The organism is Variovorax paradoxus NBRC 15149, from assembly GCF_001591365.1.
Classification (GTDB): domain Bacteria; phylum Pseudomonadota; class Gammaproteobacteria; order Burkholderiales; family Burkholderiaceae_C; genus Variovorax; species Variovorax paradoxus.
Window position 1 is genome coordinate 563,379 of sequence record NZ_BCUT01000005.1, and the last position, 23,877, is coordinate 587,255.

General features: G+C 67.7%; 26 protein-coding genes and 1 tRNA gene. 12 read left to right on the top strand and 15 right to left on the bottom strand.

Going from position 1 to position 23,877, the window contains the following annotated elements:
• Positions 1–101: 101 nt before the first annotated feature.
• The 3 genes from VPA02S_RS23050 to VPA02S_RS23060 all read left to right on the top strand — a co-directional run bounded on the left by VPA02S_RS23050 (position 102) and on the right by VPA02S_RS23060 (position 2,543).
• The gene (locus VPA02S_RS23050) at positions 102–1,442 is read left to right on the top strand and encodes an MFS transporter (protein ID WP_015866821.1); all 1,341 of its coding nucleotides are present in this window, start codon (positions 102–104) and stop codon (positions 1,440–1,442) included.
• An 82-nt stretch (positions 1,443–1,524) separates the two neighbouring features.
• Complete coding sequence (locus VPA02S_RS23055; RefSeq protein WP_062365765.1) at positions 1,525–2,211, top strand: HAD family hydrolase; 687 nt, start codon at positions 1,525–1,527, stop codon at positions 2,209–2,211.
• Positions 2,208–2,543: a hypothetical protein gene (locus VPA02S_RS23060; RefSeq protein ID WP_062365767.1), complete on the top strand. Its 336-nt coding sequence runs from the start codon at positions 2,208–2,210 to the stop codon at positions 2,541–2,543. Before VPA02S_RS23055 ends, VPA02S_RS23060 begins: the two co-directional genes overlap by 4 nt.
• Here VPA02S_RS23060 and VPA02S_RS23065 read toward each other — a convergent pair.
• From VPA02S_RS23065 to VPA02S_RS23085, 5 genes are all read right to left on the bottom strand, one after another.
• Positions 2,486–3,505 (bottom strand): isopenicillin N synthase family dioxygenase, encoded by a 1,020-nt coding sequence (locus VPA02S_RS23065; protein ID WP_062365769.1) that lies wholly within the window; start codon positions 3,503–3,505, stop codon positions 2,486–2,488. The genes VPA02S_RS23060 and VPA02S_RS23065 overlap by 58 nt on opposite strands.
• A gap of 1 nt (position 3,506) precedes the next feature.
• Positions 3,507–4,250 carry an amino acid ABC transporter ATP-binding protein gene (locus VPA02S_RS23070; RefSeq protein ID WP_062365771.1) on the bottom strand — a complete coding sequence of 248 codons (744 nt, stop codon included), beginning with the start codon at positions 4,248–4,250 and terminating at the stop codon, positions 3,507–3,509.
• The gene (locus tag VPA02S_RS23075; protein WP_062365773.1) at positions 4,247–4,969 is read right to left on the bottom strand and encodes an amino acid ABC transporter permease; all 723 of its coding nucleotides are present in this window, start codon (positions 4,967–4,969) and stop codon (positions 4,247–4,249) included. The genes VPA02S_RS23070 and VPA02S_RS23075 overlap by 4 nt, the downstream gene beginning before the upstream one ends.
• Before the next feature lie 13 nt (positions 4,970–4,982).
• Positions 4,983–5,678, bottom strand: coding sequence for an amino acid ABC transporter permease (locus VPA02S_RS23080; protein WP_062365775.1), 696 nt, complete (start codon positions 5,676–5,678; stop codon positions 4,983–4,985).
• A gap of 90 nt (positions 5,679–5,768) precedes the next feature.
• Entirely contained in the window at positions 5,769–6,596 is an 828-nt protein-coding gene (locus VPA02S_RS23085) for an ABC transporter substrate-binding protein (RefSeq protein WP_015866814.1), read from the bottom strand.
• Positions 6,597–6,787: 191 nt separating this feature from the next.
• On the opposite strand from VPA02S_RS23085, the gene fabV reads away from it, so the two are divergent.
• The 3 genes from fabV to VPA02S_RS23100 are packed head-to-tail and all read left to right on the top strand — an operon-like array spanning position 6,788 to position 9,674.
• The gene (gene fabV / locus VPA02S_RS23090) at positions 6,788–7,975 is read left to right on the top strand and encodes an enoyl-ACP reductase FabV (protein ID WP_062365777.1); all 1,188 of its coding nucleotides are present in this window, start codon (positions 6,788–6,790) and stop codon (positions 7,973–7,975) included.
• A 26-nt stretch (positions 7,976–8,001) separates the two neighbouring features.
• On the top strand, positions 8,002–8,421 hold the full coding sequence (locus tag VPA02S_RS23095; RefSeq protein ID WP_015866812.1) for a group II truncated hemoglobin: 420 nt from the start codon (positions 8,002–8,004) through the stop codon (positions 8,419–8,421).
• Positions 8,422–8,450: 29 nt separating this feature from the next.
• Positions 8,451–9,674 (top strand): NAD(P)/FAD-dependent oxidoreductase, encoded by a 1,224-nt coding sequence (locus tag VPA02S_RS23100; protein WP_062365779.1) that lies wholly within the window; start codon positions 8,451–8,453, stop codon positions 9,672–9,674.
• A 14-nt stretch (positions 9,675–9,688) separates the two neighbouring features.
• On the opposite strand, the gene VPA02S_RS23105 is transcribed toward VPA02S_RS23100, so the two are convergent.
• Positions 9,689–10,345, bottom strand: coding sequence for a Smr/MutS family protein (locus VPA02S_RS23105; protein ID WP_062365780.1), 657 nt, complete (start codon positions 10,343–10,345; stop codon positions 9,689–9,691).
• Positions 10,345–11,022 (bottom strand): RadC family protein, encoded by a 678-nt coding sequence (gene radC, locus VPA02S_RS23110; protein WP_015866809.1) that lies wholly within the window; start codon positions 11,020–11,022, stop codon positions 10,345–10,347. The genes VPA02S_RS23105 and radC overlap by 1 nt, the downstream gene beginning before the upstream one ends.
• A 109-nt stretch (positions 11,023–11,131) precedes the next feature.
• Between radC and VPA02S_RS23115 the strand changes: the two genes are divergently transcribed.
• From VPA02S_RS23115 to VPA02S_RS23125, 3 genes are read left to right on the top strand one after another with little or no spacing between them, the layout of a single operon-like run.
• On the top strand, positions 11,132–11,575 hold the full coding sequence (locus VPA02S_RS23115; protein ID WP_015866808.1) for an FKBP-type peptidyl-prolyl cis-trans isomerase: 444 nt from the start codon (positions 11,132–11,134) through the stop codon (positions 11,573–11,575).
• Between the two features lie 34 nt (positions 11,576–11,609).
• Positions 11,610–12,578, top strand: coding sequence for a 4-hydroxy-3-methylbut-2-enyl diphosphate reductase (ispH, locus tag VPA02S_RS23120; RefSeq protein WP_015866807.1), 969 nt, complete (start codon positions 11,610–11,612; stop codon positions 12,576–12,578).
• Complete coding sequence (locus tag VPA02S_RS23125) at positions 12,575–13,537, top strand: threonine/serine dehydratase (RefSeq protein ID WP_062365782.1); 963 nt, start codon at positions 12,575–12,577, stop codon at positions 13,535–13,537. Before ispH ends, VPA02S_RS23125 begins: the two co-directional genes overlap by 4 nt.
• 112 nt (positions 13,538–13,649) lie before the next feature.
• On the opposite strand, the gene VPA02S_RS23130 is transcribed toward VPA02S_RS23125, so the two are convergent.
• The gene (locus VPA02S_RS23130; protein ID WP_015866805.1) at positions 13,650–14,051 is read right to left on the bottom strand and encodes a VOC family protein; all 402 of its coding nucleotides are present in this window, start codon (positions 14,049–14,051) and stop codon (positions 13,650–13,652) included.
• Positions 14,052–14,112: 61 nt separating this feature from the next.
• On the opposite strand from VPA02S_RS23130, the gene serS reads away from it, so the two are divergent.
• The 3 genes from serS (at position 14,113) to shkS (ending at position 17,242) form a co-directional block, all read left to right on the top strand.
• A complete protein-coding gene (gene serS, locus VPA02S_RS23135; RefSeq protein ID WP_062365783.1) occupies positions 14,113–15,444 on the top strand; it encodes a serine--tRNA ligase in 1,332 nt (443 codons plus the stop codon).
• A 58-nt stretch (positions 15,445–15,502) separates the two neighbouring features.
• Positions 15,503–15,592: transfer RNA gene (locus VPA02S_RS23140), tRNA-Ser, on the top strand.
• Between the two features lie 234 nt (positions 15,593–15,826).
• Positions 15,827–17,242 (top strand): surface-behavior sensor histidine kinase ShkS, encoded by a 1,416-nt coding sequence (gene shkS / locus VPA02S_RS23145; protein ID WP_015866803.1) that lies wholly within the window; start codon positions 15,827–15,829, stop codon positions 17,240–17,242.
• Between the two features lie 237 nt (positions 17,243–17,479).
• On the opposite strand, the gene VPA02S_RS23150 is transcribed toward shkS, so the two are convergent.
• From VPA02S_RS23150 to VPA02S_RS23180, 7 genes are all read right to left on the bottom strand, one after another.
• The gene (locus tag VPA02S_RS23150; protein ID WP_062365784.1) at positions 17,480–18,082 is read right to left on the bottom strand and encodes a response regulator transcription factor; all 603 of its coding nucleotides are present in this window, start codon (positions 18,080–18,082) and stop codon (positions 17,480–17,482) included.
• Positions 18,083–18,154: 72 nt separating this feature from the next.
• On the bottom strand, positions 18,155–19,486 hold the full coding sequence (locus tag VPA02S_RS23155) for a tryptophan--tRNA ligase (RefSeq protein ID WP_062365786.1): 1,332 nt from the start codon (positions 19,484–19,486) through the stop codon (positions 18,155–18,157).
• A 16-nt stretch (positions 19,487–19,502) separates the two neighbouring features.
• Positions 19,503–20,174 carry a site-2 protease family protein gene (locus VPA02S_RS23160; protein ID WP_015866800.1) on the bottom strand — a complete coding sequence of 224 codons (672 nt, stop codon included), beginning with the start codon at positions 20,172–20,174 and terminating at the stop codon, positions 19,503–19,505.
• Positions 20,175–20,217: 43 nt separating this feature from the next.
• Entirely contained in the window at positions 20,218–20,853 is a 636-nt protein-coding gene (locus tag VPA02S_RS23165; protein ID WP_015866799.1) for an L-threonylcarbamoyladenylate synthase, read from the bottom strand.
• A gap of 15 nt (positions 20,854–20,868) precedes the next feature.
• Positions 20,869–21,846, bottom strand: coding sequence for a DMT family transporter (locus VPA02S_RS23170; protein WP_062365788.1), 978 nt, complete (start codon positions 21,844–21,846; stop codon positions 20,869–20,871).
• Complete coding sequence (locus VPA02S_RS23175) at positions 21,843–22,700, bottom strand: 3',5'-nucleoside bisphosphate phosphatase (RefSeq protein WP_062365789.1); 858 nt, start codon at positions 22,698–22,700, stop codon at positions 21,843–21,845. Before VPA02S_RS23175 ends, VPA02S_RS23170 begins: the two co-directional genes overlap by 4 nt.
• Before the next feature lie 97 nt (positions 22,701–22,797).
• Positions 22,798–23,832 carry a transporter gene (locus tag VPA02S_RS23180; RefSeq protein WP_015866796.1) on the bottom strand — a complete coding sequence of 345 codons (1,035 nt, stop codon included), beginning with the start codon at positions 23,830–23,832 and terminating at the stop codon, positions 22,798–22,800.
• Positions 23,833–23,877: the final 45 nt, after the last annotated feature.

Genomic DNA, 23,877 nt, shown 5'->3' on the forward strand with positions numbered 1-23,877 from the left:
CGTTTTGTCCTATGGCGGGAATCCTCATTCGGTGAGACGCTTGGAACCTGTTCAATGGTCTACCTCTGTCACTGCCGGTGACACCCGAATTAAAAAACGCAATGACGACGACGTCCAGCATCAGTCCGCAAGGCGCACAGCCTGTGCCGAACACGTCCGAAAACGCCGCCCGGCAGGGCGACGAACATTCACACATCGCACCCGGCGAAATCGCCGTGGGCGTGATCATCGGCCGCGCGTCGGAATATTTCGATTTCTTCGTCTACGGCATTGCCTCGGTGCTGGTGTTCCCGGCGGTGTTCTTTCCGTTCGAGGCGCGTCTGGAGGGAACCCTCTACGCCTTCGTGGTTTTTTCGTTCGCATTCCTCGCACGGCCGTTCGGAACCGTCATTTCGATGGCCATCCAGCGGCGCTTCGGGCGGGAAGCCAAGCTGACCATTGCGCTGTTCGTGCTGGGCACCTCCACCGCGGGCATCGCCTTTTTGCCGGGCTACGCGAGCCTCGGCTTCACGTCGATCGTGCTGCTGTCGGTGTTCCGCTTCGCCCAGGGCCTGGCGCTCGGCGGCTCGTGGGACGGCCTGCCGTCGCTGCTGGCGCTCAATGCGCCCGAAAACCGCCGCGGCTGGTACGCCATGCTGGGCCAGCTGGGTGCGCCGCTCGGCTTTTTCGTGGCCAGCGCGCTGTTCGCCTACCTCTACGCCAACCTGCCGCTCAAGGACTTTCTCGACTGGGGCTGGCGCTACACCTTCTACGTGGCCTTCGCGATCAACGTGGTGGCGCTGTTCGCGCGCCTGCGGCTGGTGGCCACCGAAGAGTATTCCCGCCTGCTCGAGGAGCGCGAGCTGCAGCCCACCAGCGTGGTCGAGCTGGCCCGCTCGCAGGGCGCCAACCTGCTGATCGGCGCGTTCGCGGCGCTGGCCAGCTATGCGCTGTTCCACCTGATCACGGTGTTCCCGCTGTCGTGGATCACGCTGTACTCCGACCAGTCGATCACCGAGTTCCTGGTGGTGCAGATGATCGGCGCGGTGTTCTGCGCCGGCGGCATCGTGGCCTCGGGCGTGGTTGCCGACCGCGTGGGACGGCGTTTCACGCTGGGCGGCCTGGCCGCGATGATCGCGGTGTTCAGCGGCTTTGCGCCCACGCTGCTCGACGGCGGACGCCTGGGGCAGGACATCTTCATCCTGCTGGGCTTCGTGCTGCTGGGCCTGTCGTACGGCCAGGCGGCCGGCGCCGTGACCTCGAACTTCGAACCCAAGTACCGCTACACCGGCGCGGCCCTCACGGCCGACCTGGCCTGGCTCATCGGTGCCGCCTTCGCGCCGCTGGTGGCGCTGGGGCTGTCGGCGAATTTCGGGCTGGCCTATGTGAGCGTGTACCTGCTGTCCGGCGCGGTCGGTACGCTGGCGGCGCTGGGACTCAACCGGGCGCTGGTGCGCGACTGAAGAGGCGGATCGCGGCCGTTCATTCAAAAAAGGGGCCGTCGGCCCCTTTTTGCTTTCCGCCGCACGGGCTTAGGATCACCCCATGTTCACCGCCGCCATCTTCGACATGGACGGGCTGCTCATCGATTCGGAGCGGCCCATCATGGCCGCCTGGATCGAAGCGGCCCGCACGCTCGACATCGAGCTTTCGCACGCCCAGTACCTGCAATGCGTGGGGCTGGCCATGGCCGAGTCGAAGCAGATCCTTGCGGCGCTGCTCGGCGGCGCGGCCGCCTACCAGCATGCGGCCGCGCAAGTGACCGCCGCGCTGCAGCTGGAACGCGCCGACGGCGACGCCCGGCCGCTTTTTCCCATCAAGCCCGGTGCGGCCGAGCTGCTCACGGCCCTGCGCGGACGCGGCATACGCTGCGCGGTCGCCTCCTCGTCCGGGCGCGGCCAGATCGCGGCCTGCCTCGGCAGCCTCGACGTGCTCCATCACTTCGAGGCCTTCGCGGGCGGCGACGAGGTGGCGCGCGCCAAGCCCGATCCGGCGCTCTACCTGCTCGCGGCCGAGCGCCTGGGCGTCGATCCCGCGGAATGCGTGGCCTTCGAGGACAGCGAGAACGGCGCCAAGGCCGCGCTGGCGGCGGGCCTTCGGGTCGTGATCGTGCCGGACCTCAAGCACCCGCCCGCTGCGATCATCGAGCGGGCGTTCCATGTGCTCGACTCCCTGCATGAGGCCGTGGCACACGTACCGCGATGGTTTCCCTGCCAGGTGATGCGCACATGATCAAGATCGGGACCCTCTGCCACGTGCTCGACAGCTGCCTCGCGTCGCCGATGACCGAGCGCGCGGTGGGGCGCATCGTGGAGGTGGTCTCGGCGCCCTACGAGGCGCCCAGCGAGCGCTACCTGCCCGGCACCTATTACGACGTGCTGTTCGAGGGCTGGACCTTCTACTGCCGCAGCGACAAGCTCGCGCCCATCTCCGATCCCGATGCGGATGTCGGCCACTGGGAGGACGAATTCATCGGCGTTCCCGCCGGCCCTCCGTCAAAAGCGCCTCAGAGCACCTCGTCGCGCAGCTGCGGAAACACCTTCGACACCTTGGCGAGCAGGTAGTCGCCGTAGCGGCCGCTGAAGGCGTGCACGTTGGCGCGGTCCCAGCGCCCGGCGCTGTCGTCGCGCGCCTCGGCACCCGCGAGCCCTTCGATGCGCTGCACGCGCGCCTCGAAGTTCGGATCGAAGAACAGCGGAAACGAGAGCCGGTCCCGGCCCGAGGTGTTGCGCTTCACGCGGTGCGGCGTCGACTTGTAGAGCCCGCCGGTCATGCGGTCGAGCATGTCGCCGATGTTGCAGACGAAGGCGCCCGGAACCGGCGGCGCATCGATCCAGCCGCCGGGCGTGTGCACCGCGAGGCCGCCCACGTCGTCCTGGTGCAGGATGGTGAGCAGGCCGTAGTCGGTGTGCTCGCCCACGCCCCATTGCACGTCCAGGCCCTCGGGCACGGGCTGGGAGGGATAGTTGAACAGGCGGAACAGGATCAGCGGGTCAGCGGTGTAACGCTCGGCGAAATACGCGGCCGGCAGGCCGAGGCTCAGCGCGATGCCCTCCATCAGCCGGTGGCCCAGCTGCGTGACGGCCGCCATGTAGGCGAGGATGGTTTCGCGCAAACCCGGCACATCGGGGAACAGATTCGGCCCGTGCACCGGCGTCTTCGCCTGCACCAGCGGATGCGAGGTGGGCAGCTCGGTGCCGAGGTAGAGGCCTTCCTTCCAGTCGGGCCGGCCCGAGGTCAGCTCGCCGCCGAGCGGAAAGTAGCCGCGCCAGGCGCGCCCACCCAGCGCCATGCGCCACTGCATCTTGGTTTCTTCGGGCAGCTCGAAGAAGCGGTGGCTCAGCTCTTCGAGGCGCCGCACCAGCGCCGCGTCGACGCCGTGGCCCGTGGCATAGAAGAAGCCGTGCGCGCGGCAGGCGGCACCGATCTGCGCGGCCACGCCTTCGCGGCCAGGGGCGCCGGCCACGAGCGGGGCGACGTCGATCACGGGAAGCGTCTGCGGGTCGGTCATGGGCGTGGAGAGCATCTCATGCGCCGCGCGCGAAGGGCGAGCGGATGTCCGAAAGAAACTGCTGCGCGCGCGGATGCTGCGGCCGGTTGAAGAAGTCGTCGGGCGTCGCGCGTTCGAGCACCTTGCCTTCGTCCATGAAGAGCACGCGGTCGGCCACCTCGCGCGCAAAGCCCATCTCGTGCGTCACGCAGACCATGGTCATGCCGTCCCGCGTGAGGTCGCGCATCACGAGCAGCACCTCGCCCACCATCTCGGGGTCGAGCGCGCTGGTGGGTTCGTCGAACAGCATCAGCGGCGGCTGCATGGCCAGGGCGCGCGCGATCGCCACGCGCTGCTGCTGGCCGCCCGAGAGCTCGCTCGGCCATGCGTTGGCCTTGCCGGCCAGGCCCACGCGCTGCAGCAGCGCCATGGCGCGCTCGTCGGCCTCCTTGCGCGAGAGGCCGCGCAGCTGCATTGGCGCCATCGTGCAGTTCTGCAGCACCGTGAGATGCGGAAACAGGTTGAACTGCTGGAACACGAAGCCGATGCGCGAGCGGAACGCATTCACGTCGGTGCCCGCCGCATGGATGTCCTTGCCGTCGATGAGGATGCGGCCCGACTGGATCGGCTCCAGCCGGTTGAAGGTGCGGATCAGCGTCGACTTGCCCGAGCCCGAAGGCCCGCAGACGACCACCACTTCGCCCTTGCGGATGGTCTCGTCGATGTCGACCAGGGCGTGGTAGCTGCCGTACCACTTGTTGACGTTCTGGAGTTCGATCATGCGGATACCTTGGGAGCCGAGACGGCGCTGGCGGTGGACATGCCGCGCCGCGCGAGCCGGCCTTCGAGCCAGTAGGCGAAGCGTGAGAGGCCGAAGCACAGGATGAAATAGGTCAGGCCCAGGATCAGGTAGATCTGCGCGGGCTTGGTGAACACCTGCGTGTTGATCTGCGTCGCGATGAACGACACCTCGGCCAGCCCGATGATGTAGCCGAGCGAGGTCTCCCTGATGGTCGAGACGAACTGGTTCACCAGCGAGGGCAGCATGCTGCGCAGCGCCTGCGGCAGCACCACCAGGCGCATCGCGCGGCCGTAGTCCAGGCCCAGCGCGCGGGCGGTTTCCATCTGGCCGCGCGGCAGGCCCTGGATGCCGGCGCGCACGATCTCGGCCAGGTAGGCCGCATCGAACACCACCAGCGCGATCAGCATGGTGGTGAACTGGTCGGTCTTCACGCCCGTGACGCTCGGCAGGAAGAAATAGGCCCAGAAGATCACCATCAGCAAGGGAAGGCCGCGCACCACGAAGACGAAGCCCGTCACCGGCCAGCGCAGCCAGCGCCACGGGCTCACGCGCGCCAGGCCGAGCACGATGCCCAATGGCAGCGCGAGCACCAGGCCGCAGGAGGCGAGCAGCAGCGTGAGCACCAGTCCGCCGAGCGGCCCGTTCGGGTACTGCCCGATCAGGAAGTAGACCCAGTAGTCGTGGATGATCTCTAACATCTCGTCGACAGCCCTAGATGGTCCGCACCGGGAACCGGTGGTGGTACCAGGTCGCCAGCCCCGTGATGGCGAGCGACACCGTCAGGTACGCCGCGCTCGCGAACGCGAACGACTCGAAGCTGCGGAAGCTCGCGCTCTCGACCTGCCCGGCCTGGTACATCAGCTCGGCCACGCCGATCACGGTGGCGATCGAGGTGTTCTTCCACAGGCTCAGCGTCTGCGAGATCAGCGGCGGCACCGTCACGCGCAGCGCCTGCGGCAGCACCACGCGGCGCATGGCGCCCAGGAAGCTGAAGCCCAGCGCGCGGCCGGCCTCGAACTGCACCGTGGGAATCGCGCGGATGCCGCTGCGGATGTCCTCCGCCATGAAGGCGGCCGTGTAGAGCGACAGCGCGATGATGGCGCTGTAGGCCTCGATGTGGCCCGCATAGAGCCACTGCTTGATGCCCTCGGGCAGCAGCTCGGGCGCGCCGAAGTACCAGAAGAGCATGTGCGCGAGCAGCGGGATGTTGCGGATGGTCTCCACGTATGCAAAGCCGAGCCAGCGCAGCGGCGCGAGCGGCGAAAGGCGCAAGAGCGCCACCACCAGCGCGATCGGCAGCGCCAGCACGAGCGAGGCCGCGAGCAGCTGCAGCGACAGCCACAGGCCCGCGACCAGCATGTCGTGGTACTTGCCGGTCAGCAGCAGCGAATAGTCGAACAGGGGCATGGGGGGCGACAGTATCACTGCCGAGGACTGTTCAGAGGCCGCAAGCCCCCATCCCGGCCTTCCCCCGGAAGGGGAAGGAGAAATACCATGTCAGTCGATCTTGTCGCTCTCGAGCTTGAAGTCGCGCGTCTGGAAGCCCGAGGCGGTATTCGGCCCATACCACTTGACGAAGATCTTCTGCGCTTCGCCCGACTTCTCGAGCTCGCGCAGCGTGTCGTCCACCACGGCCTTGAGTGCGCTCTCGCCCTTCTTGATGCCGATGGCCAGTGCCTCGGTGCTCAGGTTCTGCTTGAGCACCACGTACTGGGCCTTCTGCGGGCCGAGCTTGGCGTAGCTGCGCAGCAGCGCGGCCTCGTCGTCCACGTAGCCCACGCCCTTGCCCTGCTGCAGCGCCTGGAAGGCCTGCTGGCTGGTGTCGAAGGTCACGACCTCGGCGGTGGGCACGGCCTTGCGGATGTTGGGCTCCTGCGTGCCGCCGCGGATGGTCAGCACCTTCTTGCCGGCGAGCTGCGGCACCTCGGTGATGCCGCTGTCCTTCTTCACGATGGCCTTCTGGCCGGTGACGAAGGTGGTCAGCGAGAAGTCGATCTGCGCCTCGCGCTCCTTGTTGTGCGTGAGGCCGGCCGCCACCAGGTCGACGTGGCCCTGCTGCAGTTCGGGAATGCGCGCGGCCACGGCAATCTGCTTGAGCACCGGCTTCACGCCGATCTTCTTGGCAATGGCGTTCACCAGGTCGACCTCGTAGCCGACGATCTGCCGCGTCTTCGGGTCGATGAAGGTCGCGGGCTCGTCGGTGCCGAGCACGCCGACCACGAGTTCGCCCTTCTTCTTGATGTCGGCGAGCTGGTCGGCATGGGCGGCGATGCCCGTCAGCAGGGTGGAGGCGGCGAGGGCCGCGGCAAGCAGGGTGTGGCGCATGGTTGTTCTCACTCCGGATGAAAAGACGAAGGGCTGGACCCTATCAACAAAACCCACGATTATTAAATCCTCAATCGACATATGCATATGGCCTTGCCGGATCGGCCCTGGCACGGCCTGGGTTAAATTCGCGGCGCAAAAACCCGCGCCCCCGGCCCCCGCGGCATCCATCTTCAGCGAGCGAGCTCTTCATGATCATCAAACCGCGCGTGCGTGGCTTCATCTGCGTCACGACCCATCCTGCGGGCTGCGAGGCCAACGTCAGGCAGCAGATCGGCTATGTCAAGGCGAAGGGGCCGATTGCGGACGGGCCGAAGCGGGTGCTGGTCATCGGCGCATCGACCGGCTACGGCCTGGCCGCGCGCATCACCGCGGCCTTCGGCTGCGGCGCCGGCACGCTGGGCGTCTTCTTCGAGCGGCCCGGCAGCGAGAGCAAGCCCGGCTGGTACAACACGGCCGCCTTCCACCGCGCCGCCGCGCAAGAGGGCCTCTACGCCAAGAGCATCAACGGCGACGGTTTTTCGGACGACGTGAAGCAGAAAACCATCGACGCCATTCGCGAGGACCTGGGCCAGGTCGACCTCGTCGTCTACAGCCTGGCCGCGCCGCGGCGCACCCATCCGAAGACCGGCGAGGTCTTCAATTCGACGCTCAAGCCCATCGGCAAGGCCGTGAGCCTGCGCGGCCTCGACACCGACAACGAAGCCGTCAAGGACACCGTGCTCGAGCCCGCCACGCAGAAGGAGATCGACGACACCGTGGCCGTGATGGGCGGCGAAGACTGGCAGATGTGGATCGATGCGCTGCAGGCCGCCGGCGTGCTGGCCGATGGCGCGAAGACCACCGCCTTCACCTACCTGGGCGAGCGCATCACCCACGACATCTACTGGAACGGCTCCATCGGCGCCGCCAAGAAGGACCTCGACCAGAAGGTGCTCGGCATCCGCGCCGGGCTGGCTGCCAAGGGCGGCGATGCGCGGGTCTCGGTGCTGAAGGCGGTGGTCACGCAGGCGAGCTCGGCGATTCCGGTGATGCCGCTGTACCTGTCGCTGCTGTTCAAGGTGATGAAGGCCGAGGGCACGCACGAGGGCTGCATCGAGCAGGTGTACGGGCTTTTTGCCGACAGCCTCTGCGGCAGCGCGCCGCACCTCGACGAGGAGGGCCGGCTGCGCGCAGACTACAAGGAACTGTCCCCGCAAGTGCAGGCGCGCGTGACGGGGCTCTGGCCGCAGGTCACGAGCCAGAACGTCCACGAACTCACCGATCTCGCCGGCTACAAGGCGGAGTTCCTGCGCCTTTTCGGCTTCGGCATCGAAGGCGTGGACTACGAGGCCGACGTGAATCCCGACGTGGGAATTCCGAACCTCGTCCAGGCCTGACAGGCGCACAGAGGGATACTCCCGCCATGCAGATTCACGAAAAGCCTCCCGCCGATACCCCCTTCGAATGGATCGGGGGCGAACCCCGGGTGCAGGCGCTGGTCGACCGCTTCTACGACCTGATGGAGCTCGAACCGGCCTATGCGCAGCTGCGCGCGGTGCACGGCACCAGCCTCGACAACGCGCGCCAGCGCCTCTTCTGGTTCCTGTGCGGCTGGCTCGGCGGCCCGCAGCACTACACCGACCGCTTCGGCCATCCGATGCTGCGCGCGCGGCATCTGCCGCAAAGCATCGGCGGCCACAGCATCGGCATCAAGGAGCGCGACCAGTGGCTGGCCTGCATGGACCAGGCCATGGGCGAGACCGGCGTGCCCGAGGGGTTGCGCGCACGCCTGCGCGATTCGTTTTTCCAGACGGCCGACTGGATGCGCAATCGCGGCGAATAAATAAAACAGGCAACGAAAGATCCTCTTCCATGAATTCCATCGTCATCATCGGCGGCGGCCACGCCGCGGCCCAGCTTTGCGCGGGGCTGGCTGAAGCCGGGCAGGGCGCGCGCGTGCACCTGGTCTGCGAGGAGGCTTGCGAGCCGTACCACCGGCCGCCGCTGTCGAAGGCCTTTCTCAAGAGCGCCGAGGAAACCACGCAGCCGCACAAGGCCGCCGACTGGTACCGCGAAGCGGGCATCACGCTGCACCTGGGCGACGCGGCGGTGGCCATCGACCGCGAGGCGCACACCGTCACCTTGCGCTCGGGCGCGATCCTGCCGTGGGAGCGGCTGGTGCTGGCCACCGGCACGCGCGCGCGGCAGATGCCCGACCTGCAGCCCGGCCTCGAGAACGTGGCCAGCCTGCGCGCCGCCGACGAAGCGCATCGCCTGCGCTCTCGGCTGGCTGCCGCGCAGCAGGTCACGGTGCTGGGCGGCGGCTTCATCGGGCTCGAAGTGGCGGCCACCGCCAAGGCGCTCGGCAAGAGCGTGCAGGTGATCGAGAGCGCGCCGCGGCTGCTGGGCCGCGCCGTGTCTCCCGAGCTGTCGGCGCACGTGCTCGCCACCCATCGCGCAGCGGGCATCGACATCGTGCTCGGCGCGCGCACCGGCGCGTTCGAGGTCGAGGGCGAGCGGCTGCTGTCGATTCAGGTCAACGGCGTGAAGCAGCCGGTGGACCTGCTGCTGCTGGGCATCGGCGCGGTGCCCGAGACGGCGCTGGCGCAGGCCGCAGGCATCGAGTGCGCCGACGGCATCGTGGTCGATGGCCACATGCAGACCAGCGCGCCCGACGTGCTCGCCGTGGGCGATTGCACGCGCTTTCCCGACCGCCGCGCGGGCCGCGCGCTGCGGCTCGAATCGGTGCAGAACGCGAACGACCAGGCGCGCACCGCCGTGGCCACGTTGACCGGCGCGCCGCGTCTGCACGACGCGGTGCCATGGTTCTGGTCCGACCAGGGCAGCATGCGCCTGCAGATGGTCGGCCTGATGCCGGCCGAGGGCACGCCGGGCCTGGTCAGCGTGCGCCGCGCCGGCCCCAAGCCCGAGGCGTTCTCGCTGTTCCACTATGTCGACGGGCAGCTCGCGTGCGTCGAGTCGGTCAATGCGCCGGTCGATCACATGATGAGCCGCAAGCTGCTCGAGGCGGGGCGCAGCCCCGATGCGGCGGCAGTGGCGGATGCCTCGATCCCGCTGAAGAACCACCTGTCCTAGCGGCGGGCCCGCAGTCAGCGCCGCGCCGGCGCCAGCAGCACCACGAGCGCGCCGGCCCCGCCTTCGGCCGGCTTGGCCTGCACGAAGGCGATCACCTCGTTCTTCTGGATCAGCCAGCGCTGCGTCTTGGTCTTGAGCACCGGCTGCTTGCCGGGCGAGCCCAGGCCCTTGCCGTGCACCACGCGCACGCAGCGCAGCCCCTGCTTGTAGGCATTGCGGATGAAGCCGCCGAGCGCCTCGCGCGCCTCGTCGCTGCGCAGGCCGTGCAGGTCGACCTGCGCCTGGATGCTCCAGTCGCCCTTGCGCAGCCGCGCGGTCACGTCGGTGCCGATGCCGGGGCGGCGAAAGCTCATGGCGTCGTCGACGTCGAGCAGGGTGGTCACGTCGAACTCGTCGGACAGGGACTCGCGCAGCACGCGCTGCTCGTCGAGCTGGTGCTGCACCGGGATGGGCGCCGGCGGCTCGGGCGCGAGCGGCACCACGGCCTTGCGGCGCAGCGGCTCGGTGGCGCCGATGGCGCGCGCGAACAGGTCTTTCTCGGCCAAGCGCTTGCGCTCGGCCGCGGCCTTGGCGGCGGCTGCCGCTGCTTCGCGCTCGCGGGTCTCGGCCAGGGCGCGCTGCACCTGCTTCAGGTCGGCCAGGTTCTTGATGGGCGGCGTGCGGGAGGCCATCAGAGCAGCCCTTTCTCGGCCATCGAATAGCTCTGGCCGGCGCTGACGATCACATGGTCGAGCACGCGCACGTCGATCAGCGAAAGCGCGGCCCTGAGCGTCTGCGTGAGCGACTCGTCGGCCCGCGAGGGCTCGATGCTGCCGCTCGGATGGTTGTGCGACAGCACCACGGCCGCGGCCTGGTGGTGCAGCGCACGCGTGACCACTTCGCGCGGGTAGACGCTGGTCTGGGTGAGCGTTCCGCGAAACAGCTCCTCCAGCACGATCAGCCGGTGCTGCGCATCGAGAAACAGCACCGCGAACACCTCGTAGGGGCGCGATCCGATGTGCAGCTGCAGGTACTGCTTGACGGTGCCGGGCGAGTCGAACACCGTGCGCTCCTTCAGGCGCTCGGCCATGGCGCGGCGCGCCAGTTCGAGCACGGCGATGAGCTCGGCGCGCTTGGCGTCGCCGCCCATGCCCTTGATCACCTTCAGGTCCTCGGCGCTCGTCTGCAGCAGGCCCGAAAGGCCGCCGAAGTGGTCGAGCAGCTCCTGCGCGAGCTGGAGCACGTTTTTTCCCGCCACGCCGGTGCGCAGCAGCAACGCCAGCAGCTCGGCGTCGGCCAGCGCGGCGGCGCCCCGCGCGATGAGCTTTTCGCGCGGGCGGGCGTGGGCGGGGAGATCCTTGAATGCCATCGAAAACCTGGGTGAAACCTTGAAAGAGCGGGTGGAAGCCCCCGTTCCTTAAAATGCAGTCCAGTTTATCGGGACACCCACCTTGTCTTTGCCTACCTCCGCTGCACCCATGTCCCACGTTGTGACTTCCGGCTCGTTCCTGACCCTGCATTACCGGCTGGCCGGTCCGGCGGGCGACATCATCAACACCTTCGCCGACAAGCCCGCGACCCTGTCGCTGGGCACCGGCGAGCTCTCGCCCGCCATGGAGCAGCGGCTCATGGGCCTGGAAGAGGGCACCCATGCCACCTTCGAGCTGCCCGCCGGCGAGGCCTTCGGCGAGCGCAATCCCGAGATGCAGCAATGGGTGGCCAGGAAGCTGCTCGCGCAGATGGGCGACCCCGACGAGCAGTACGCGGTCGGCGACGTGGTGCAGTTCCCCACGCCCGATGGCGCGGGCAGCTATGCGGGCGCGGTGGTCGAATCGAACGAGACCGCGGTGCGCTTCGACTTCAACCATCCACTGGCCGGGCAGCCCGTGACCTTCGAGGTCCGGCTGATCGGTGTCCTATGAGCGGCCCGGCTGCAAGAACCGCAGGATCCCTGGCATGAACCCGAACATCGAGGAAGTGATCCTTGCCGAGCCGCGCGGCTTCTGCGCCGGCGTTGACCGCGCCATCGAGATCGTCGAGCGCGCCATTGCCAAGTTCGGCGCGCCGATCTACGTGCGCCACGAGATCGTGCACAACACCTACGTGGTCAACGAGCTCAAGGCCAAGGGCGCGATCTTCATCGAGGACCTGGCCGACGTGCCGCCCGGCGCCACGCTGGTGTTCAGCGCGCATGGCGTGAGCAAGGCGGTGCAGCAGGAGGCGCGCGACCGCGGCTTCGACGTCTTCGATGCCACCTGCCCGCTGGTGACCAAGGTGCACGTCGAGGTCGCCAAGCTCGCCAAGGAGGGCTACGAGTTCATCATGATCGGCCACAAGGGGCACCCCGAGGTCGAAGGCACCATGGGCCAGCTTTCGAGCGGCATCCACCTGGTGGAAGACGTGGAAGACGTGGCAAAGGTGGCGCCCGCGCAGACCGAGAAGCTCGCCGTGGTCACGCAGACCACGCTCAGCGTGGACGACGCGGCCGAGATCGCGGCGGCCGTGCGCACGCGCTTTCCGAAGGTGCGCGAGCCCAAACAGCAGGACATCTGCTATGCCACGCAGAACCGCCAGGACGCGGTCAAGATCCTGAGCCCGCAGGTCGACTTGGTGATCGTGGTCGGCAGCCCCACCAGCTCCAACAGCAACCGGCTGCGCGAGCTGGCCGAGCGCCTGGGCACCGAAAGCTACATGGTCGATTCGGCCGACGAGCTCAAGCCCGAGTGGTTCGAGGGCAAGGGCCGGGTCGGCCTCACGGCCGGCGCCTCCGCCCCCGAGGTGCTGGTGCGCGAAGTGGTCGAGCGCGTGAGGGCGCTGGGCGCGGTGTCGGTCCGCAAGATGGACGGCATCGAGGAAACCATCAAGTTTCCGCTCCCCAAGGGCCTCAAGCTCGACGACATTCCCCCTCCTGGACACATCTCTTGAACAACGAAAACACCCACTGGCGCTCTGAAACCGAGAGCGCCTCCCGCAGGCTGCGCGAGCGCGCCGGCGGTTTCCTGCGCCAGACCCCGCTCTGGAAGCTGCCGTCCGCGGCCTTCGGCCTGGCGGCGCCGGGCGTCGAGGTGTGGCTCAAGCTCGAGCACATGCAGGTGAGCGGCAGCTTCAAGGCCCGCGGCATGATGAACCGCCTGCTGGCCAACGACATTCCCGAAAGCGGCGTGATCGTGGCCTCGGGCGGCAACGCGGGCATTGCCACCGCGGCGGCCGCCAAGGCGCTGGGCGTGCGCTGCCAGGTGTTCCTGCCGGGCGTCTCGCCCGAAGCCAAGCGCGCCCGCCTGAGGGCGCTCGGCGCCGAGGTGGTGGTGGTCGGCGAGCTCTATCCCGATGCGCTGGCGGCCTGCCTCGCGCGCCAGGAGGAAACCGGCGCCTTGCTCACGCATGCCTACGACCAGCCCGAAGTCGTGGCCGGCGCGGGCATGCTCGGCCAGGAGATCGAGGCAGAGGGCGGCCTGCCTGATTCCGTGCTCGTGAGCGTGGGCGGCGGCGGCCTGATCGGCGGCCTTGCCGGCTGGTTCGAAAAGCGCGCCCGCGTGGTGGCGCTCGAGCCCGAAAAGGCGCCCACGCTGTACCGCGCCCGCCAGGCCGGCGAGCCGGTCGACGTCGACGTGGGCGGCATTGCCGCCGATTCGCTCGGCGCGCGCCGCATCGGCGCCATTTCCTGGGACATCACCCAGCAATACGTGCAGGACGCGCTGCTCCTGTCCGACGAATCCATCCGCGCCGCGCAGCAGTGGCTGTGGAAGGAATTGAAGCTCGCCGTGGAGCCGGCCGCCGCGCTGCCGCTGGCGGCGCTGCAGACCGGCGCCTACCTGCCGCGGGAAGGCGAGAAGGTCTGCCTGATCGTCTGCGGCGCGAATGTCGACCCGGCCACCGTGGCCTGAGGTGGACAGCGAGGCGGCGGCCGCCGGGCCGCCCCAAGGCGAGCCGCGCCTCCCCCTCGGGGGGTGGCGAATTACACGCAGCGCAGCGAAGTGAAAAGCCGGGGGGCTCTATTTACTTCTCGCAATTGACCATCCACGGCACACCGAACTTGTCCTTCAGCATGCCGAAGCCCGCGGCCCAGAACTGCGGGCCGAACGGCATCGTGACCTCGCCGCCTTCGGCCAGCGCGTCGAAGAGCTTCTTTCCCTCGTCCACGCTGCTGCCCTGAACCGACAGCGAAAAGCCCTTGTGCCCCTCGAAGGGCATGCCGGGCGGCATGTCGGAGGCCATCAGCTGGTGGCCACGGGCCTCCAGCGTGGCGTGCATGATCTTGTCCTTGTAGGCGGCCGGCGTTTCGGCACCCATCGGGCTTTCGCCGAAGCTCATGCTGAAGACGACCTTGCCGCCCAGCGCCTTCGCGTAGAAGGCCAGCGCCTCGGCCGCGTTGCCGTTGAATGTCAGATAGGCTTGCATCGCTCTTTCCCTTCGGTTGAAGTTGCGGGAGGGCGATGCTACGCCCACCTAAAATCCCCCCATGCTTGACATCACTCTGCTCCGCAAAGACCTGGCCTCCGCTGTGGCCGGCCTCGAAAAACGCAAGAAGAACCAGCCCTACCTCGATGTGTCGGCGTTCACCGCGCTCGAGGCCGAGCGCAAGACGCTGCAAACCCGCACCGAGGAAATCCAGGCCCGGCGCAACGCGCTGAACAAGCAGATCGGCCCGCTCAAGGCCAAGGGAGAGCCGGTCGATGCGCTGATGGCCGAGGTCAATGCGCTCAAGGCCGAGCAGGAATCGCAGTCCGCGCGGCTCGACCAGATCCAGCCCGAACTGCAGGCACTGCTGCTGGCCGTGCCCAACCTGCCGCACGCCAGCGTGCCGGTCGGCGAGGACGAAACCGGCAATGTCGAGATGCGCCGCTGGAGCCCGCAGGGCGGTGCCGGCGCCAATGCCGCGCCGCTGCCCTTCGCGGCCAAGGACCACGTCGACCTGGGCGCGCCCCTGGGGCTCGACTTCGAGATGGGCGCCAAGCTCGCGGGCTCGCGCTTCACCGTCATGAAGGGGCCGATCGCCCGGCTGCACCGCGCGCTCGCGCAGTTCATGCTCGACATCCAGACCGAGAAGCACGGCTATGCCGAGTGCTACGTGCCCTACATCGTCAACGCCGCCACCCTCAGCGGCACCGGCCAGCTGCCCAAGTTCGAAGGCGACCTGTTCGCTGCCAAGAAGGGCGGCCAGGAGGGCGAGCCCGCGCCCGACCATTCGGCGCTCTACCTCATTCCGACCAGCGAAGTGCCGCTCACCAACTTCGTGCGCGACGAGGTGGTGGCCGAGGCCCAATTGCCGATCAAGCTCACGGCCCACACGCCGTGCTTCCGCTCCGAAGCGGGCAGCGCCGGGCGCGACACGCGCGGCATGATCCGCCAGCACCAGTTCGACAAGGTCGAGATGGTGCAGATCGTCCACCCCGAAAAGAGCTACGACGCGCTCGAGCAGATGACCGGCCACGCCGAGGCCGTGCTGCAGGCGCTCGAGCTGCCGTACCGCGTGGTGCTGCTGTGCACCGGCGACATGGGCTTCACTGCCGCCAAGACCTACGACCTCGAGGTGTGGCTGCCGGCGCAGAACACCTACCGCGAGATCAGCTCGGTGTCGAACTGCGAAGCCTTCCAGGCGCGCCGCCTGCAGGCCCGTTTCAAGAACGCGCAGGGCAAGAACGAACTCGTCCACACCCTCAACGGCTCGGGCCTGGCGGTGGGCCGCACATTGGTCGCGGTGCTGGAAAACCACCAGAACGAGGACGGCTCGATCAACGTGCCCGCGGCGCTGCGGCCCTACCTCGGCGGACTGGAACTGTTGCGCGGTTGAACGAACGGGCTTCAAAAGCCCGGTTTTGGTCTGCTATAATCGCAGGCTCGACAGCACCGGAGAGGTGGCAGAGTGGTCGAATGTACCTGACTCGAAATCAGGCGTACTAGCGATAGTACCGAGGGTTCGAATCCCTCCCTCTCCTCCAAGAATGGCCCCGCAAAGGGGCTATTTTTTTGCCCGTTGCACGGCCCGGCCATCCGCGCCGGCGAAACCGGAGCCTTTCGTTTCCCATGCCTTCGCATTTTTCGCGGCCGCTGTTCACGGCGTCCAGCCAAGCTTCGAAGCAACTGTATCGGGCCGTTAAGATCGCCACCTCCCCATGCACCGCATGCCGGGATTTTTCCTTGTAGTCCCGAATGAACAAGAGGCTCCGCGCCACATGGCCAATCCGTCGATCGCGAGCGTGACACCGGTCCCGGCTTCGGCCGACGAAGCTGAATCCTGGGTACGCGGCGAGCTGATCCGCAGCCTCATGCGCTCCGCGCGCGGGTCCTACATTGTTTCGGCGGCGCTCATGCCGGGGATGGTCGGCCTGAACTGGAGCTATGTGCCCCGGTGGGAACTGCTGACCTGGCTTGCCGCGGGCCTCATTGCCACGGCCTGCAGGGCCTGGGGCGCCAGGGTCTATGCCGTGCGCTACGCCGGCCGGAGCGCCGCGGCGCAGCAGCAGTTCACCGAACGCTATGGCTTCATCTGGAGCACCAGCGCGGTGGTCTGGGGCCTGTCGATCCTGCTGTTCTTCGAGCGCACGCCGCAGGTCAACCAGTTCATGAGCTGGCTCATCGTGGCCGGCGTCGGCACCTTTCCGCTCAACGGGCTGGCGCTGCATCCACCGCTGCTCAAGCGCTACGTCAACACGCTGTTCATCACGATGCTGGGGGCGGTTCTGATCCGGCTCGTGAGCATCAACCTCGTGGAGCCGCATTTCCAGTACGGTTTCCTGATGCCGATCCTGCCGATCCTGCACTGGTTCCTGCTGCTGCGCGCGGGGCGCCACATCCACGAGACGGCGCGCAACAGCCTGGAGCTGCTGTTCCACAACCACATCCTGATCAAGTCGCTCACGCAGCAGCGGCAGGCCGCGGTGGCGGCCGTGGCCATGAAGAACCGCTTTCTCGCGAGCGCCGCGCACGACATGCGCCAGCCGGTGCTGGCCCTGTCGCTCTACGCCGACTGGCTGCGCAACGAGCCCGAACTGGTGCTGGAACTCGCACCCAAGATCGTTCGCGCCACGCACGCGGTGAACGCGCTGTTCGATTCGATGTTCGACCTCGCGCGCATCGATTCGGGCCAGGTGCGCCTGCACATCGAGCGTGTGGACGTGGCCGAACTGCTGCATGACCTGGAACTGCAATACCGCCCGGTAGCGGAAAGCCGGGGGCTCGATTTCCGCGTGCACGTGACCGAGGGCAGCTTCCTGACTGACCCGATCCGGGTGCGCCGCATGCTCGGCAACCTGCTGGCCAACGCGATCAAGTACACCACCGACGGCGGCGTGCTGCTGGCCTCGCGGCAAACGCGCGACGGCCTGCGCGTGGAGGTGTGGGACACCGGCATCGGCATTGCGCCCGAACACCTGCGCGACGTGTTCCTGGAGTTCTACAAGGTGGCCGACCACGCCGGCACCTCCGACGGCTTCGGCCTGGGCCTGGCCATCGTCGCGCGCCTCTCGCACGTGCTGGGCCATCCCGTCAGCGTGCGCTCCCGCCTCGGCAGCGGCAGCGTGTTCCGCGTCGCCCTGCACGACGCCGACGAAGCCGTGGCCCAAGCCCGCGTCAGCGCCTCCGGCGGCTGAGCCAGCGGCCAATAAAAAACCGCGCATAAGGCGCGGTTCAACCCTTCCAGAAACACCGAGGAACCGGCTTTGCCGGGCCTCCGGCGTTGCCCCCGGTAGGGGGTTGGCGAAGCGACACGAAGTGCGCGAAGCTTGGGGGGGAGCCTAGTGCCACCGTGGAACCGGCTTCGCCGGGCCACTGGTGTTGCCCCCTTGAGGGGAGGTGGCTGCACGAAGTGAGCCGCTTCGGGGGTGGGCTCAGCTACCGGAAAGCAACCCGTTGGTCCGCGCGTAATGCAGCGCCTGCGTGCGGCTCTTCACGCCCAGGCGGCGGAACAGGCGCCACAGGTGCACCTTCACGGTGTGCTCGCTGATCTCGAGGTCGGTGGCGATGTCGCGGTTGCTCATGCCCTTGTCGAGCATCGCGATCAGCTGCGTCTGGCGCTTCGACAGCTTGCTGTTGCTGGCCAGCGCCGGCTCGTCCGCCTCTTCCGAGCCCGCCATCAGCAGGCCGCGCAGCGCGGCGGCCAGTTCGGCCGAGCTGGCCGACTTCTCGATGTAGGTGTCGGCGCCGGCTTCGATGCAGGCGTCTTCCATGTCCCCGGCCGGTGCTGCCGAATAGACGGCGATCGGCACGTTGGGATAGACCTGCTTGACAGCGACCACGCCCGAGACGCCATTGGTGTCGGGCAGCTTCTGGTCGAGGCAGAAAAGCGTTGGCTCGCCGCGCTGCTGGACCGCACTCGCGAGCTTGTCGAGGCGCTCGAGCTCGACGATGTTTTCGGCCGGCCGCAGACGCCGCAGCACCATCACGATCGCGTCGCGCATCAGGGGGTGGTCGTCGATGACATAAATGCTCATGTTTTCTTCCTTAGTGATCGCACGGTCTTCTCTCGTCAGTCCTCGGCGGGTAAGCCGATGGATATTGCCGGATCAACTTCCGTTGGTAGAGGTTGTTGTCTCCGCCAGTGCTTCCAGCGCCTCGTTCGCGGCGCGCAATTCTTCCGGGCCGGCCGGCTCGAGCTGTTCGGCGAGCGCGGCCAGTGCCGCGCCGCGCTGCTGCTGCAGGGCGGCGATGGCGCGGCCGGCTTCCTGCGGCGAGGCGAATCCGCGGCTCTGCAGCAAGGTGGCGCCGTGGGCGTCGAGCAGCTTGAAATAGAACAGGCCGTCGCGCTCGCGGTACTGCTTGAAACTCGGCTTGGCTATCTTGGCCGCCTTGCGGGCACCGCCCTTGTCGCGGCCCGATGCAAGGTTGCGCAGCCCCACCGCGTGGCGCAGCTCGGCCATGAAGGGGCGCGAGAGCTTGCGGGCCTTTTCGGCGCCGATGAGCAGGATGCGCTCGATCTCCGCCGGGTCGTTCATCAGCGCTTCGTAGCGCGCGCGCAGCGGCGTCACCTCGAGGTCGATGCGCTCGAACAGCATCTGCTTGGCGTCGCCCCAGCCGATGCCGTCGGCGTACGCCTTGCGCAGCGCCTCGGTTTCTTCGGCGCTGGCAAAGGCCTGGTAGATCTGGAACAGCGCCGAGCCTTCGGTGTCCTTGGGCTCGCCGGGCGCGCGCGAGTCGGTCACGATGCTGGCGATCTGCTTTTGCAGCTGCGCGCGCGGCGCGAACATGGCAATGGTGTTGCCGTAGCTCTTGCTCATCTTGCGGCCGTCGAGGCCGGGCAGGGTGGCGACGGCATCGTCGATCTCGGCTTCGGGCAGCGTGAAGTGCTCGCCGTACTGGTGGTTGAAGCGCTGCGCCATGTCGCGCGCCATCTCGATGTGCTGCACCTGGTCGCGCCCCACAGGCACCTTGTGCGCGTTGAACATCAGGATGTCGGCGCCCATCAGCACCGGGTACATGAAGAGGCCGGCTGTGACGTCGGCGTCTGGGTCTTCGCCCTTGGCGATGTTCTTGTCGAGCTGCGCCTTGTAGGCGTGGGCGCGGTTGAGCACGCCCTTGCCGGTCACGCAGGTGAGGAACCAGGTGAGCTCGGTGATCTCGACGATGTCCGACTGGCGGTAGAAGGTGACGCGTTCCGGGTCGAGCCCGCAGGCCAGCCAGCTCGCGGCGATCTCGAGCGTGGAGCGCTGGATGAGGGCCGGCTCCTGCACCTTGATGAGCGCGTGGTAGTCGGCCAGGAAGAAGAAGCTCTCGACGCCCGGCGCGACGCTCTGGCGTACCGAATGGCGGATCGAGCCGACGTAGTTGCCGAGGTGCGGCGTGCCCGACGGCGTGATGCCGGTCAGGACGCGCAGGGGAGCGGGGGAAGACGAAGCCATGGCAGGAGAGGAGAACTTAACGCAGCAAAGCCGTGAGCGGAGAGATGAGCAGGTTGATGGCCATGTAGCCGAAGTCCATCAGCGGACGCAGCCAGAAGGTGCTGACGATGCCCGCGAGCACCAGGCCCATCACGATGAAGAAACCGAAGGGCTCGATGCGCGCGAGGAAATTCTGCGCCGGTCCGTTGGGCAGCAGGCCTGCAAGAACGCGGCCGCCATCGAGCGGAGGCAGCGGAAAGAGATTGAAGGCCCACATCACGAGGTTGACCAGCACACCGCCCTGCGCCATCTTGATGAAAAAGGTTTCATCGATGCCGGCCGCTACCAGCCCCACGAGCACCAGCGCCCAGAGGATGGCCTGCACGAAATTGGACGCAGGCCCTGCCAGAGCCACCCAGATCATGTCGCGCTTCGGATGGCGAAGGCGCCCGAAGTTCACCGGCACCGGCTTGGCATAGCCGAACAGGAAGGCTCCGGAGGTTGCGAAGTACAGCATCAGCGGCATCAGGATGGTCCCGATGGGGTCGATGTGCTTGATCGGGTTGAGCGTGACGCGGCCCATGGCCTCGGCCGTGTTGTCGCCGAAGTGGCGCGCCACATAGCCATGCGCCGCCTCGTGCACCGTGATCGCAAAGACCACGGGCAAAGCGTAAATAAGTACGGTCTGTATCAGGTTGGAAATATCCACTGGGCGATTGTGTCAGACGGAGTGAAAGCTGCGGTGCCGCTTGTCAGAGGCCAAGCACCGCCAGCGTGCCGCGGCCCTGCCGCACCACCACCGGATCGTCGCCCGTGCCCATGGGCGTGAGGTCCACCACGGTGGTGGGTTGCGAAGGGCAGGCGCCGGCGTCGATGACGGCGCCGATCTGCTTTTCGAAGCGCTCGCGGATGGTCTGCGCGTCGTTCAGCGCCTCGGTCTCGCCAGGCGCGATCAAGGTGGTGGCCAGAAGCGGCGCGCCGTGCAGCATCAGCAGCTCGAGCAGCACCTTGTGGTCGGGCACGCGCAGGCCGATGGTCTTGCGCTGCGGATGGCTCACGCGCCGCGGCACTTCCTTGGTGGCCTCGAGCAGGAAGGTGTAGGGCCCGGGCGTCGCGGCCTTCAGCAGCCGGTACTGCTTGTTGTCGACGCGCGCGTAGTTGGCCAGCTCGCTCAGGTCGCGGCACAGCAGCGTGAGATGGTGCTTCTCGTCGACCTGGCGGATGCGGCGCAATTGGTCGACCGCGTCCTTGTCGTCGAGGTGGCAGGCCAGCGCGTAGCTCGAATCGGTGGGCACGGCCACGATCTCGCCGCGCTGCAAGAGCGCGGCGGCCTGCTTCAGCAGCCGCTGCTGCGGGTTCTCGGGGTGGACTTCGAAATACTGGGCCATACAAAAGACTCCTGATCAGGATTCGGCCGGCTCGATCGGCACGCGGCGCTCGCGCACCGTGAGCCAGGCGCCGGCCGCGCCGCACACCGCGATCATCGACATGCCGATGAGCGAGAAGCGGTCGGGCACGTGGGAAAAGACCAGCCAGCCACCGAACATGGCAAACGCGATCTGCGCATAGAGGTAGGGCGTGAGCGTGGATGCCGGTGCGCGCTGGTAGGCCAGGATGAGGATGAAGTGTCCCACCGTGCCCATGAACCCCATGAGGCACAGCAAGGCCCACCAGTGCCACGAGGGCAGGGCGGTCCACACGAAGGGCAGCGCCAGCGAGGCGATCAGCGCGCCCACCCAGCCGGTATAGAAATGCATCGTGAGCGGATTCTCGGTCTGCGCCAGCTTGCTCGTGAGCACCTGGAACCAGGCGTTGGTCAGCACCAGCCCAATGGGCAGCAGCACGGCCCAGCTGAACGCATCGCCGCCCGGGCGCAGGATGACCAGCGTGCCGGCGAAGCCGCCGGCCACCAGCACCCAGCGCAGCGCAGAGACCTGCTCCTTGAGCGTGGTGGCCGCAAGCAGGGTGATGACGAGCGGCGCAATGAGCACGATGGACGTGAACTCGGCCAGCGGCATGTAGCGCAGGCTCAGGAAGGCCAGCGTGCTCGACACCAGCAGCAGCGCGCCGCGCAGCAGCTGGTAGCGCGGATGCTGCGTGCGCAGCAGGGCGGTGCCGTGCCGCGGCAGCAGCACCGCGGTGGTGGCCACGGCCTGGAAGGCATAGCGGAACCACACGCCCATCAGAATGGGCACGGCGGCGGTGGAGGTCTTGGTGGCGGTGTCGAGCGTGGCAAAGCAGGCCACCGCCACCAGCACCATGCCGATGCCCGCGAGGATGCGTTCGGACTCGAGGTCGCGCGTCTGGCGTGCCGCGGCGCGGGCGTTCGCCAGTGCCGCCGTTGCCGCGCTGTCGCTGCCGGACCCGGGGCTCTGGCTCACTGCTGGATGCGGTGGCTGAGCAGTTCCCACACCGGCGTGAGCGCACCGGGCAACGGTGGCAGCTTGCCGAGATCGCAATGGCTTTCGTCGGGGCTGTGGAAATCGCTGCCGCGCGAGGCGGCGAAATCGAACTCGAGCGCCTTGTCGGCGTACTCGACGTATTCGGCGGTCGTGTGGCTGCCGGTGACGACCTCGATCGCCCGCCCGCCATGCGCCTTGAATTCGAGGAACAGCGCGTATTCCTCGTTGGCGGTGAACTTGTAGCGCCCCGGATGCGCGATGACGGCCATGCCCTTGGCGGCCGTGATCCAGTGCACCGCATCCTTGAGCGAGGCCCAGCGGTGCGGCACGTAGCCGGGCTTGCCTTCGGTCAGGTACTTGCGGAACACCTCGGGCGTGTCGCGGCAGTGGCCCTGCTCGACCAGGAAGCGCGCGAAGTGGGTGCGCGAGATCAGCTCGGGATTGCCGACGAACTTGAGCGCGCCTTCGTAGGCGCCGTGGATGCCGACCTTGGCCAGCCCCTCGGACATTTCCTGCGCGCGCTTGCCACGGCCGCCGCGCGTGTCGTAGAGGCCCTGCGTCATGGCGGCGTCGTCGGGGTCGAAGCCCAGGCCGACGATGTGCACGGTCTCGTTGGCGAAGGTCACCGAGATCTCGGTGCCGGTGAGATAGCGGATGCCGTTGGCGCGCGCCGCGGCGGCCGCGCGGTGCTGGCCGCCGACTTCGTCATGGTCGGTGAGCGCCCAGAGCTCGACCCCGTTGGCGGCGGCGCGCGCGGCCAATTCTTCGGGCGTCAATGTGCCGTCGGAAACCACGGAATGGCAGTGCAGATCGGCATTGAGAATGGAGGACACATTTGCATTCTATTGGGTCTGGAACATCGATGCGGGCGCATGGATGCTATTGTGGTTGCTATTAAATAAATAGCATTACTGCGGCGGCCGGCGCGGCTCAGCGCTTCTTGCGAAAAGCCGCCCACGCGGCCACCGCGGTGAAGCTCGCGACGATCGCCACCACGATCCAGAACCCGTGCTTGTGCTCGGCCAGCGGAATGCCGCCCACGTTCATGCCGAACAGGCCCGCCAGGATATTGATCGGCAGCGCGAGCACGGTCACCACCGTCAGCACGAACAGGCTGCGGTTGTTGTCCTCGTTCACGTTGGCGGCGATTTCTTCCTGCAGCAGCTTGATGCGCTCCTGCAGCGCCTGCATGTCGCGCAGCACCACCGAGAACTCCTCTGTCGAACCCCGAAGCTCCTGCGCATCGGGCTCCGCCATCCAGGCCGGCGGGCCCTGCAGCAGGCGGAAGAGGGCGGCGGGCTCGGGGGCCAAGAGGCGCTGCAGCCGCACCAGCAGCCGGCGCAGCACGCCGAGCCGGGCGCGCTTGTGGTCGAGCCGGCCGGCCAGCAGCTCGTCCTCGATGCGGTCGATGCGCGAAGTGACGCCGCGCACGATCTTCACCAGCACGTCGGCCTGCGCGCGCAGCAGGTGCTCGAGCAGTTCGGTGCTCGAGCGCGGCGCGTCGCCGGCCTTGACCGCCGTGCGCAGCGCGTCGACCGAGCGCAGCGGCTTGGTGCGCGCCGTGACCACCAGCCGCGGCCCCACGCTGATCCAGAGCGTGGAGATGTCCGAGGGCTCGAAGCTGAACTCGAAGTGCACGTCATTGATCACGGCGATCAGCGAATCGTCGGCGCGCTCGATGCGCGTGGAGGGCAGGCCTTCGTGCAGCGTTTCGTAGAAGGTGTCGGACAGGCGCGCATGGCGCAGCAGCCAGCGCTCCGCTTGCGCGTGGCTCAGGTTGAAGTGCAGCCAGAGGAAGGAAGACTCCGGCGAAGAGGGCGCAGCGGCGTCCAGCCAGGCCGCAGCCTGCGCCGAGTCGATCGCGCGCACGGGTTCCGGCGCCGCGGCGTCGAACAGGTAGCCGCAGATCAGTCCGGCTTCGTCGCCGCCATATGAATTGGCGGCCAGGTCATGGAGTGCCGGCAAGGTGCGTTGGATCAGGAAGGACGGAGGGTGTGCACCGGATGGTGT